Annotated in this window: 10 protein-coding genes; 4 read left to right on the top strand and 6 right to left on the bottom strand. The window is 64.2% G+C overall.

The genetic code is table 11. The features are described from left to right. On the bottom strand, positions 1-503 hold a 503-nt coding region (locus RJQ10_RS08070; protein ID WP_350145415.1), incomplete at its 3' end, for an MFS transporter. Beyond that, the gene (gene ilvD / locus RJQ10_RS08065) at positions 504-2,348 is read right to left on the bottom strand and encodes a dihydroxy-acid dehydratase (RefSeq protein WP_350145413.1); all 1,845 of its coding nucleotides are present in this window, start codon (positions 2,346-2,348) and stop codon (positions 504-506) included. It lies immediately after the preceding gene. Between the two features lie 294 nt (positions 2,349-2,642). Here ilvD and RJQ10_RS08060 point away from each other — a divergent pair, with 294 nt between their 5' ends. The 4 genes from RJQ10_RS08060 to RJQ10_RS08045 are packed head-to-tail and all read left to right on the top strand — an operon-like array spanning position 2,643 to position 8,151. Continuing rightward, a complete protein-coding gene (locus tag RJQ10_RS08060) occupies positions 2,643-3,770 on the top strand; it encodes a TolC family protein (RefSeq protein ID WP_350145411.1) in 1,128 nt (375 codons plus the stop codon). After that, the gene (locus RJQ10_RS08055) at positions 3,767-4,786 is read left to right on the top strand and encodes an efflux RND transporter periplasmic adaptor subunit (RefSeq protein ID WP_350145409.1); all 1,020 of its coding nucleotides are present in this window, start codon (positions 3,767-3,769) and stop codon (positions 4,784-4,786) included. The genes RJQ10_RS08060 and RJQ10_RS08055 overlap by 4 nt, the downstream gene beginning before the upstream one ends. A gap of 1 nt (position 4,787) precedes the next feature. Further along, entirely contained in the window at positions 4,788-7,856 is a 3,069-nt protein-coding gene (locus tag RJQ10_RS08050) for an efflux RND transporter permease subunit (protein ID WP_350145408.1), read from the top strand. Continuing rightward, positions 7,849-8,151, top strand: coding sequence for a DUF3240 family protein (locus tag RJQ10_RS08045; RefSeq protein ID WP_350145406.1), 303 nt, complete (start codon positions 7,849-7,851; stop codon positions 8,149-8,151). Before RJQ10_RS08050 ends, RJQ10_RS08045 begins: the two co-directional genes overlap by 8 nt. 15 nt (positions 8,152-8,166) lie before the next feature. Here the strand turns inward: RJQ10_RS08045 and argA are convergent, their stop codons facing one another. The 4 genes from argA to RJQ10_RS08025 all read right to left on the bottom strand — a co-directional run bounded on the left by argA (position 8,167) and on the right by RJQ10_RS08025 (position 12,142). Beyond that, positions 8,167-9,471, bottom strand: a complete 1,305-nt coding sequence (argA, locus tag RJQ10_RS08040) for an amino-acid N-acetyltransferase (RefSeq protein ID WP_350145404.1) — start codon at positions 9,469-9,471, stop codon at positions 8,167-8,169. 73 nt (positions 9,472-9,544) lie between these two features. Beyond that, positions 9,545-10,696, bottom strand: coding sequence for an acetylornithine deacetylase (gene argE / locus RJQ10_RS08035; protein WP_350145402.1), 1,152 nt, complete (start codon positions 10,694-10,696; stop codon positions 9,545-9,547). Positions 10,697-10,711: 15 nt separating this feature from the next. Further along, a complete protein-coding gene (locus RJQ10_RS08030; RefSeq protein WP_350145400.1) occupies positions 10,712-11,989 on the bottom strand; it encodes an inorganic phosphate transporter in 1,278 nt (425 codons plus the stop codon). Between the two features lie 9 nt (positions 11,990-11,998). Continuing rightward, entirely contained in the window at positions 11,999-12,142 is a 144-nt protein-coding gene (locus RJQ10_RS08025; RefSeq protein ID WP_350145417.1) for a DUF47 family protein, read from the bottom strand. Positions 12,143-12,158: the final 16 nt, after the last annotated feature.

Raw genomic sequence — 12,158 nt, 5'->3', positions numbered from 1 at the left:
CGGCTCAACAGCCAGCCGCCCACAGCCGGGCCCAGAATGCGGGAGCTGTTGAAGACTATGGCGGAGATGCCGATCGCGCCCGGCAGCACCGCGCGGGAAACCAGCAGTGGCAGCAGCGCCAGGCGCATTGGCTGGTGGGCCGAGGTGAAGGCGCCGACGCCACAGGCCAGTACCAGCAGCACGGGCAGTGAGAACAGGCCCAGCAGCTGGCTTGTCCCCGCCGCGGCTGCGATCAGCCCCTGCCCCAGCAGGGTCAGCAGCATACCGTTGCGCGGGTTGATACGGTCCGAAACCACGCCGAACACGGGCGACAACAGGAAGGTGGGGAGCAGCATGGCGGCGCTGACGATACCTACCCAGGTGGCGGTACCGGTCAGCGCCCAGGCGCTCCAGCCCAGCAGGAAGCGCAGCACCCAGCTGGCCAGCGTCGACAGGCAGCTGGACCAGAAGTAGCGCCGGAACGCGGATTCCGAGAACGCCGGGAACCGCGTGGCGGTGTTCACCTAGTCGAGCAGGGACAGGTCCCGTACAGCGCCCTTGTCCGCACTGGTGACCATGCTGGCGTAGACCTTGAGCGCGGCGCTGACTTTGCGCGGACGCTCGGCGGCAGGCTTCCACGCCTCCTTGCCCTTCGCCTCCATGGCGGCGCGCCGTGTGGCCAGCTCGGTGTCGCTGAGTTGCACGTTGATGCTGCGCCCGGGGATGTCGATCTCAATGATGTCTCCTGCCTGCACCAGGGCGACGGCACCACCGGCGGCGGCCTCGGGGGACACGTGGCCAATGGACAGCCCCGAGGTGCCGCCGGAGAAGCGGCCGTCGGTGAGCAGGGCACAGGCCTTGCCCAATCCCTTTGATTTCAGGTAGCTGGTGGGATAGAGCATTTCCTGCATGCCGGGACCGCCGCGCGGTCCCTCATAGCGGATAAGCACCACATCGCCGGGCTGTACCCGGCCCTCGAGAATGTCTGCCACGGCACCTTCCTGGCTCTCGCAGATAAACGCGGGGCCGGAGAATTTCAGGATGCTTTCATCGACCCCGGAGGTCTTCACCACGCAGCCGTCGACGGCAATGTTGCCATACAGTACGGCCAGGCCGCCCTCGCTGGAGAAGGCGTGTTCGAGATTGCGGATACAGCCGCCCTCCCGGTCCAGGTCCAGGCTGGGCCAGCGGGTGCTCTGGCTGAACGCGGTCTGGGTGGGAATGCCCGCGGGGCCCGCCTTGTAGAAGGTGTGCACCGCTTCATCCCGGGTGCGCACGATGTCCCACTGCTCCAGCGCCGCCGCCATGCTGGGGCTGTGTACGGTCGGGCAGTCGCGGTGCAGCAATCCGGCGCGGTCCAGCTCGCCGAGAATGGCCATGATCCCGCCGGCCCGGTGCACGTCTTCCATGTGATAGAGGGGCGTATTGGGCGCCACCTTGCACAGCTGCGGTACCTGCCGCGACAGACGGTCGATGTCCTGCAGGGTGAAATCCAGCTCCGCTTCCTGGGCGGCGGCCAGCAGGTGGAGAATGGTGTTGGTAGAGCCGCCCATGGCGATATCCAGGCTGATGGCGTTTTCGAAGGCCTGAAAATTGGCTATGTTGCGCGGCAGCACGCTGGCGTCATCCTGTTGGTAGTAGCGTTTGCACAGGTCGACCACTACCCGTCCGGCGCGCAGGAACAGCTGCTCCCGGTCGGCGTGGGTGGCGAGGGTGGAACCGTTGCCCGGCAGGGAAAGTCCCAGCGCCTCGGTCAGGCAGTTCATGGAGTTGGCGGTAAACATGCCGGAACAGGAGCCGCAGGTGGGGCAGGCTGAGCGCTCATACTCGGCAACTTTCTCGTCGCTGGCATCGCTGTCGGCGGCGATGACCATGGCGTCGACCAGGTCCAGCTTGTGCTCGGACAGCCTGGTCTTGCCCGCCTCCATCGGTCCGCCGGATACGAATACCACCGGGATGTTGAGGCGCATGGCGGCATTCAGCATGCCGGGTGTGATCTTGTCGCAGTTGGAGATGCACACCATGGCATCGGCGCAGTGCGCGTTGACCATATACTCCACCGAGTCGGAAATAATGTCGCGGCTGGGCAGGCTGTAGAGCATGCCGTCGTGACCCATGGCGATGCCGTCGTCCACGGCGATGGTGTTGAATTCCTTGGCCACGCCGCCTGCGGCCTCGATCTCCCGCGCCACCAGCTGGCCCAGATCTTTCAGGTGCACGTGGCCCGGCACGAACTGGGTGAAGGAGTTGACCACGGCGATGATCGGCTTGCCGAAATCGCCGTCCTGCATGCCGGTGGCGCGCCAGAGAGCGCGGGCGCCCGCCATGTTACGGCCGTGGGTGGAGGTTTTCGAGCGGTAGTCGGGCATGGAGGCCTCGGTGGGACAAGTGAAAAGGGCGCGCTGCCGAAGCAGCCGGTGAGCAGAATACCAAAAAATGCCCCATCGTGGATAATGCGCGTTGCAGCTCGGGGGGTGGCTTGGCGAACATCGTGCCCGTGCCCCGGGTAGTGGCGGTTTTTGCGTAATCATGATGTGTCGCAAGGCTATTTTGCCGCGAGAGTGGTCCAATGACGGTTCAGGAGGCTTTTCGTGAGGCAGGGAGGAATGCGTGAGCACTTTTTTCGCACGCTCATTTGTTGGGGCATATGCTGCTTTGCTCCGGTGCAGGCCCAGCTCGCCAGTGACCTCGAGTTGGGCGATGTCCTGAGCGCGACGCTCGTCCATCACGGATACAACCAGGAGGCAGTGATCGATGCCGGCGGTGGCGGCCTGCTGGCGGCCCTGCCATCGCTGTCCGCCAGTCGCCTGCAGAGCGACCAGCGTTTGGGCACGGACGAGACGGAGCTGTCCCTGAACCTGCCCTTCAAGTCGTCCCGGCGCCACGACCTGGACGATGACCTCGTCGGCCTGCAGCAGAGCCTGCAACAGATACAGCAACGTTATCGGGCGTGGTTTTTTTCCGGATTGATTCGCGATGCGGTATGGGAACATCGCTTGGCTACTCTGCAGCTCGAGCAATCACGGGCGCGCGCGGAGCTGCTGCTGGAACTGGAGCAGCGCGCGGCGCTGCAGGCGGATGCCGGCGCCATACCCGGTTACGCCGCGCTGTTGCTGACCCAGGAACGGCTTGATGCCGAACTGGCGGTGGCTGATGGCGTGGCCAGGGAGCGCGCAGCGCAGGCCAGCTTTTCAGCGCTTACGGGCCTGCCTGCGCTACCTGCACGTATAGTGGAAACTTCGTCGCAGCCTGTCGAGCCCGACTACGGCCAGCATCCCCAGCTCGCCTTGCTGGAGTTGGGCCGCGACCAGCAGCAGGCACTGATTGCACTGAATGACCCAGCCGCTGCCGACTGGAACCTGGCCCTGACTGCGCGCAGCCTGGACGGTCCCGGCCCGGCGGAGAAGCAGTACGGTGTGGCTGTGGATATTCCACTGACCTTTTTCGAGGTCGGCAACCGCGCCACCCAGTCTCAGCGGGCGGCGCTCAGCCGCGACTTCACCCTGCAGCAGGACACACTTCGCACCGGAATCCGCCAGCAGTGGATAACGTTGTCGACCGAAGCGCAGCGCCTGCGCGAGCGCCGTGATCTGCTGTTGGAGTCAGCGCGGGTTGGTGAGCGCATTGAGGCTCAACTGCTCGCGTTGCGTTCTGGCAGCGAGGTGGAAGTGGAGCTGGTAATCCGGCGTTTGCTGGAGGTACTCAAGCGGCGCAGCGAAGCGGCCCTGATAGACGCTGAAATACACCGAAACGCCGCGCGTCTGCGGCAGACAGCGGGATTTGCCTTATGAAACAACCTGTTTGGATGCTGCTGGCATTGTGGCTGCCGCTCGCGGCCCACGCCAGCGATGTGTCGCTTGCGGCGCTGGGTGAACTGCAGCTTGTGTATACGCCGGTGAAGAGCATTGCCGAAGTGCCGGGGCCCGCCGTACGCGCGCAGGTGACCCATCGCGCCGGCAGCCAGTACAGCATTCAGCTGCCCCGGGACGTGCGGCGCGCTCGCTATCTGGTGCGCAACGGTGAACAGGTCGTTACCGGGCAGCCCTTCGTGGTACTGGAGGGTCCTGAAATCCATCATTTTCTGCTTGAGTTCGACGCCATGGAAAGGCGCTACCGCAGTGCCGAGGCACGCTATCTGCGCAGCCGGGCCTCCTATGAGCAACAGGCGCTGGCGGAAGAGCAGTGGATCGCCATCGTCGATAATTACCTCGCTTTGCAGCTGGAATTCGAACACATGAGGCATTTCATGGAGCTGGTGGACCCGCCGGAGAAAGATGTTGAGTCCATCACCCTGCATGCGCCCATCAGCGGCTATATCGAATTTGAAAACCGTCAGATGGCGCTGGTGGCCGGCGATGACGTGGCGGGTTTCCTGGCTCCGGATGACCTGCGCCTGCAATTGCTCGTGCCCATGCAGGATGCGGACCGCTTGACCGGCGTGCAACTCGATGGTTGTCGGCTGGATGTGAAGGAGCTCGAAGGGGTTGCCCGTGGCTTTTCCCTGGTTGCCTGGAGCGAGGCGATTGCTGCGCCGTGCAGGGTTCAGTTGAACAGCGTACTGAGCGCTACGCCGCTGTACCGCCACGAGGCGTTTTTGCTGCCGCGTTCGGCGGTGTTTACCTGGGAGGAAAAGGCCTATGTGCTGCTGCGCGGTGACGGGGTGCTGCAGCTTGCGCCGGTGTCGCTGTTGCAACCGGTCGGCGACGATTACGCCGTGACCTCCAGCATCGACTTGCAAGGCCGCGCAGTGCTGAGCAGTTCCGTGTCTGCGGTGCAGGGTGTACTCATGGGTCTGGGTGGCGAGTGAAATGCTGAAACAGCTGGTCCGCTTCTCCCTCACCCAGCGCCTGTTTGTGTGCGTGAAGGCCCTGATACTGGCGGGGCTTGGCCTGCGCGCCTGGCTGGCACTGCCGATAGATGCCTACCCGGATATCGCGCCGACTCAGGTCAAGGTGATCCTCAAGGTGCCGGGGATGACCGCGGAAGAAATCGAACAGCGTGTGACCTACCCGCTGGAAACCGAGTTGCTGGGTATTCCGCGGCAGGCGATGCTGCGTTCTACCACCAAATACGCCATCACTGACATCACGCTGGATTTTGTCGACGGCACGGATATCTACTGGGCGCGACAGCAGGTGATCGAGCGGCTGGCGGGAGTTCTCGATGGCCTGCCGTTCCCGGTTGAGGGTGGCCTGGCGCCGATGAGCACGCCGCTGAGCGAGATGTTCATGTTTACTATCGAGAACCCCGACCTGTCACTGCAGGACAAGCGGCAGCTGCTGGAGTGGGAGATCCGCCCGGCGCTGCGCACCGTTGCCGGGGTGGCCGATGTGAATGTGCTTGGCGGTTACGCCAGAACCTACCAGATCACTCCGCACGCCGTCGTGCTTTCCGAGCTGGGCCTGGGTATCGCCGAGCTGGAGGCTGCCATTGTTGCCCGGAATCTCAATGCGGGGGTGGGGCGCATCCTGCTGGGCAATGATGTGCTGGTGGTGCGGGTTGAAGGGCAGGTGCATTCCCTTGCGGCTCTGGAGGACATCGTGGTGCAGTCCGGGCCCGACGGTGTGTATCGCCTGCGTGATGTCGCGGACGTGGAAATCGGCCACCTGGCGCGGTACGGCGCGGTAACGCGCAACGGCGAGGAAGCGGTGCAGGGGTTGGTGATTGCACTGCGCGACAGCAATACCGGGGCAGTAGTCACAGGGGTCAAGGCGCGTCTCGCTGACCTGCAGCAAACCCTGCCCGCCGGCACCGAGATCAATGTGTTCTACGACCGCGCGCGGCTGATCAGCACCGCCATCGGCACCATTTCCAGCGCCCTGTTTCAGGCCATTCTGCTGGTGGTTGCGGTGCTGACGGTATTTCTGGGGAATCTGCGCGCTGCGCTGGTAGTGTCAATTTCGCTGCCGCTGGCGGCTTTGGCCACGTTCCTGCTGATGTCCGGCACCGGTCTGACAGCCAACCTGATGAGCCTCGGCGGCCTGGTGATCGCCATTGGCATGCTGGTGGATTCCTCCGTGGTGGTGGTGGAAAACACTCTCAGCCGTCTCAACCAGAACACCGGCTTGCCGCGCCTGCATGTCGTGTACCGCGCGGCACAGGAAGTTGCGCTGCCGGTGGTCTCCGGCACGCTGATCGTGATCATCGTGTTTTCCCCGCTGCTCACGCTGAGTGGCCTGGAGGGCAAGCTGTTCGCCCCGGTGGCGCTGACCATTGTCTACGCCATGCTGGCCGCGCTGGTGTTGTCCCTCACCCTGATTCCGGTGGCGGCGTCACTCATGCTGGGCACGCAAAGTGCCGGGATGCCGCGCTTTATGCTGCGCCTGCAGACGGCTTACGTGGCCGCGCTGGAGCGTGTTCTACAGCGGCCGCGCGGCCTGCTACTCGCCATCGGCGCGCTGCTGGCGGTGAGTATGGTGTTCCTGCTGCTGATGGGTAAAACGTTCATGCCAGTGCTCGACGAAGGCGATTTGATCGTGCAGCTGGAAAAATCCCCGAGCATTTCCCTGCGCGCGTCGGTTGAACTTGACCGTCAGGTGGGTGCTGCGCTGCTGGCCGAGGTGCCCGAAATTCGCCAGATTGTTTCGCGCACCGGCTCCGACGAGCTGGGGCTGGACCCCATGGGGCTCAACGAGACCGACGTCTTCATGGAACTGACGCCCCCGGACGAGTGGCGCTTCGACAGCAAGTCCGAGCTGGAAGCGGCGGTGCGCGAGGTCCTGGAGGGATTCCCTGGCATGAACGTGGGCTTTACCCAGCCGATCCAGATGCGGGTTTCGGAGATGCTCACCGGTAGCACGGGGGACGTTACGGTCAAGGTCTACGGTGAAGACCTGATGCAGATCGCCGGCCTGATGCACGGCATTGCCCGGGTCATGCCCCGCGTTCAGGGCGCGGTTGATATTCAGGCCTCGGTGACAGAGGGCGGCAAGTTTCTCAATTTGCAGGTGAAGCCGGAGCTGGCTGCCGCCCACGGCCTCACCGTGGAGGGCCTGTCGGGCTACCTGCGCAGCCAGATCGAGGGTGCCGTGATCTCCGAGGTCCGCCAGGGCAACCGGCGTATTCCGGTAACGCTGGCGGCAGGCTCGCAGGCGGTCGCCGTGCCTGCCACGGTGGCTGACCTCGCCGCACGCAGCGTTGCACTGCCCGATGGCAGCCTCGCGACCCTGGGGGACGTGGCCAGCCTCAGCTATGCCGAGGGCCCCCTGTTGATTGAACGGGAGCGTGGCAGCCGCTTTGGGGTGGTGACGGTAAACGTGGAGGGGCGTGATGTGGTCGGCTTCGTGGAGGAACTGCGCGAAGTGCTGGCCAGTGAAATGGCCCTGCCCGCCGGATACCGGCTGGAGTATGGCGGCGAGTTTGAAAACCAGCAGCGCGCTACCCGCAATTTGCTGCTGGTGGTTCCGGTGGCGCTTGTTCTGATCCTGCTGATCCTCTTCGCCACCTTCAGCTCGATGGCGCTGGCCGGCATTATTCTCGGCAATATCCCCTTTGCCCTCATGGGCGGTGTGATCTCACTGTTTGTCAGCGGAGAGTATCTGTCCGTGCCGGCTTCGGTGGGCCTCATTGCGTTGCTGGGTGTGGCGGTGCTGAATGGTGTGGTGATGGTCAGCCACTTCCAGCAACAGATTCATATGCCGGGCACCCTCCCCGCGCGCATCTGCGCCGGTGCCAGTCAGCGTCTGCGCCCGGTATTGATGACGGCGACTACCGCCATTTTTGGCCTTCTGCCGCTGGTCTTTGCCACCGGCCCCGGAGCCGAGGTGCAGCGCCCGCTGGCCATCGTGGTTGTTGGCGGCCTGCTCACCTCCACGGTGACAACCCTGTTCCTGTTACCAGTCCTGTATCAGTACCGGGAGAAACGCCGCGATGGATGAATTGCTGGTAATTCTGGTGCCGCGTGAAATGCACGAGGACATGGTTGATGCGTTGATGTCGTTGCAAGCGGTTAGCGGTTTTACGGCGTCTGCGGTGAGCGGCTTCAGCCGTGAGCATAGCCGCCTCAGCCTTGCCGAGCAGGTTGAGGGTTCGCGTCGCATCAGCCGCTTTGAGGTGCTGCATGAACCTGCCTTGCGCCAAGCACTGCTGGAAGCACTGGCGCCCGTTGCCGGGCGCGATAGTCTCCGTTACTGGGTGCAGCCCGTGCTGGAATCCGGGCATATTGGCAGCTAGGCGGTTACCCGGGCGCTAGAGTGACTTGAAAAAAACCTTGGAGTTGCGCTGCAGGTTATACAGCGCCTTCTTCTGCGCGGGCAGTGCATCCCGGGAGCGCTCTTCAAAGCCCTGCTCCAGGAACCAGTGCGCGGTCTGGGTGGTAAGCACGAACACCCGGTCCAGGCCAAGGTTGCGGGCCTCGCGCTCCAGTTCCAGCAGCAGGCGCTGGCCGCGCCGGCCGCCTCGGTAATCCGGATGGGAGACAATGCAGGCCACTTCCCCGCAGCCCTCATCGAGAAAGGGATACAGGGCAGCGCAGGCCAGGATGCGGCCGTCGCGCTCGATGATACGGAACTGGCGAATCTCATTTTCCAGCAATTCCCGTGACCGCTTCAGCAGCACGCCCTCCCGCTCCAGCGGCTCGATCAGCTCAAGGATGCCACCGACATCGTCGATGCTGGCGCTGCGCGTCTGCTCATAATCATCCTTGGCTACGAGGGTGCCGTTGCCGTCGTGGGTGAACAGTTCCTCCAGCAGGGCACAGTCATCGCGATAGCTGATGATGTGGCAGCGCGGCACGCCGGCGATACAGGCGCGCCGGGCGGTGGCCAGCAGCCGTGCCTGTTCCGCATCCTCGACGTCCAGGCTGGCCAGGTCCGCTACCGTGAGCTGCCGCAGCAGCCTGCGGTCGGCGCCGTTGATACCGGCGGCAGCGCCGAACAGCAGCAGTTTATCCGCGCCGATCGCCGCGGCGCAGTGCACCGCGATGTCCTCCAGCATCAGGTTGAAGATTTCGCCGGTGGGCGAGTAGCCCAGTGGCGACAGCAGCACAATGGAACCTGCCGCCAGCTGCTGCTGGATGCCGACGCTGTCGATGCGGCGGACCCGGCCGGTGTGCTGGTAATCGACGCCGTCGACCACGCCCAGGGGCCTGGCGGTAACAAAGTTGCCGGAACAGACCCGCATCCGCGCGCCCTGCATCGGGGAGTTGGGTAGCCCCATGGACAGCAGGGCTTCAATCTGCGCGCCCAGGGAGGCAGCGGCATCGGTGACATGCTGCATGCTGGCGCTGTCGGTAATCCGCACGTCGTCATGGAAGCGGCTGGGTATGCCGGCCTGCTCCAGGCGGGCGTCGATCTGGGGCCGGTTGCCGTGTACCAGCACCAGCCGCACCCCCAGGCTGTGCAACAGGGCCATGTCGTGGAGGATGGTGGCGAAATTGGGGTCCTGGGCACCGTCGCCCCCCAGCATCAGGACGAAAGTCCGGGACCGGTGCGCGTTGATGTAGGGCGCCATGTTCCTGAACCAGCGGATATGGCTGCGGCCGGGCGTGGTCACGTCGAGGTTTCCGGTTTCACTTGCAATGGGCGTCAAGAGTACCGAAAGCTCGCCGCCGGCACTAATGTAATATTTACAGGCAGTAGCGGGCGATGCACTGTTGCAGCAGGTCGATGCAGGGCTGGATCTGGTCCAGCTCCAGATATTCATCAGGCTGGTGGGCGCGGTCGATGGAACCCGGGCCCATGACGATCGTCTCCATGCCCAGGGCCTGCAGGAACGGCGCCTCGGTGGCAAAGCCGACCGCCGTCGCTGTGTGACCGGTCAGCTTCTCTGCCAGCCGCACCAGTTCGCTGTCCGCGGCCTGCTCGAACGGCGGCACGGCCTCCACCAGAGGGCGCAGGGCAATGCCGACACCGCGCCCGGTGGCAATGGCCTGCAGTCGCTGCTCCAGATCCTCGCGCACCCCCGCAGCTTCCGCAGCCGGTGTCAGGCGCAGGTCGAAATGCAGCTCGCAGCTGCCGCAGATCCGGTTGGGACTGTCGCCGCCGTGGATGCAACCCAGGTTCAGGGTCGGAAACGCCACCTCAAATGCGCTGTTGCTATAGCGCTGGGCCAGTTGCTGCCGGAACAGCATCAGCTCGGACAGGATGCCGTGCATGGCGTCAATCGCATTCACCCCGAGGGCCGGATTGGAGGAGTGGCCGGCGCTGCCGGTGACCTGTATCGACTCCATCATGATGCCCTTGTGCAGGCGCACCGGTCGCAGCGAGGTGGGCTCGCCGATGATTGCCGCCCGCCCCCGCGGCTGTCCGGCGGCGGCGAGTGCGCGAGCGCCGTTCATGGAGCTTTCCTCGTCGGCTGTGGCGAGGATAATCAGCGGCTGCTGCAACGGGGTGTCGATAAAGGCGCGGGCGGCAGCGATGGCGATGGGGAAAAAGCCCTTCATGTCGGTACTGCCGAGCCCGTAGAGCCGGTGATCGCGCTCGGTAAGCTGCAGCGGGTCCGAGCGCCAGAGACCCTCGTCGAAGGGGACGGTATCGGTGTGCCCGGCCAGCACCAGGCCACCGGGGCCGGTGCCGAGGGTGGCGATCAGGTTGGCCTTGTGGCCGTCCGGTGAGACGTCAGTGATTTCGGTCCTGAATCCCAGGTCGCCCAGCCAGCTGGCCAGCAGCTCGACCACGCCGCGATTGCCCTGGTCCCAGGAGGGGTCGGTGGAGCTGACCGACGCCGTGCCCACCAGGGCCCGCAGCTGGCGGATAATCTGCTCTTCGTGCTGGCTCATCAGCTGCTCCCGGCCTCAGCCGAACATCCCCTTGAACATGAAAAAGAACAGGATCGACAGACCCGCGCCAGCGGGCAGGGTGATCATCCAGGACATGAATATGGTGCCGATAGTGCGCAGGTTGAGGGCGGCGATGCCGCGCGCGAAACCGACGCCGAGTACCGCCCCGACCAGGGTGTGGGTGGTGGAAATCGGCAGGCCCGTCCCCGAGGCGAGGACAACGGTGGACGCCGCGCCCAGCTCAGCGGCAAAGCCGCGACTGGGAGTCAGCTCGGTTATCTTGCGGCCCACGGTCATGATGACTTTCCAGCCGTAGGTCGCCAGGCCGACCACAATACCCATGGCGCCGACCATCAGGATCCACCAGGGCAGCGGTGCCTTGGAGGAGATAATTCCGCCGGACATGACGGTGTTGGCGACCGCCGCCAGCGGACCGACGGCGTTGGCGACATCGTTGGAGCCATGGGCGAACGCCATGGAACAGGCGGTGAAGATCATCAGGATGCCGAACACCCGCTCCACGTTGGCGTAGCGGTGCTGCTGGTTGGGCAGTTCCTTGATCCTGCGCAGCAGCAGGCTGCCGATACCGGCGACAACAAGACCGATCAGGACGGCTATCGGCAGGGCATTGGCGAAGTTGCTGCCCAGCCCCAGATCGAGATCCAGACCGACGTGCTTCAGGCCCTTTACCAGGGTGACCATGGCTATCATGAAACCGACCATCCACATGTACATGGGGATGAATTTCTTCGCCCGATGGAAGGGATCCTCGGTGTCCAGGATCAGTATCTTGACGCTCATGAACAGGGCGAAGGAGATGGTCCCGGCCAGCAGCGGCGACACGATCCAGCTGGCGGCTATGGTGCCGACCTTGCCCCAGTACACCGCTTCGACACCGATCCCGACCGCCGCGAAGCCGACGATCGCACCGATGATGGAATGGGTGGTGGATACCGGCCAGCCCTTGATGCTGGCGATCATCAGCCAGGTGCCCGCGGCCAGCAGCGCCGACAGCATCCCATAGACCATGAGCTCGGGTTTGTCTGCCATGGAGTCGGCATCAATGATGCCCTGGCGGATGGTGGAGGTGACCTCGCCGCCGGCCAGGTAGGCGCCGAGAAATTCGAACACCATCGCGACCAGGATGGCTTGTTTGAGCGTCAGGGCCCGGGACCCGACAGACGTCCCCATGGCGTTGGCGACATCGTTGGCGCCCACACCCCAGGCCATGAAGAAGCCGAACAGGCAGGCGAGGACCAGCATGATGGTGCCGTATTCCGCGATAATCTCCATTGGAAATTCCTATTTTGCTATCAGGATCTGCAGGCGGTGTCCCACCCGCTCGGCGGAATCCGCGAGGCTGGCGAGCAGTTCGATCACTTTGTAGTAAAACATCACATCCACCGGATACAGCTTTCGCTCCAGCTTGAACAATCTCGCCCGCAGGGCCTGGGACTGCTTG

Source organism: Haliea sp. (assembly GCF_040222615.1).
GTDB lineage: Bacteria > Pseudomonadota > Gammaproteobacteria > Pseudomonadales > Halieaceae > Haliea.
Note: the sequence above shows the minus strand (reverse complement) of the source record. Positions and strands in the feature narration are given on the sequence as shown.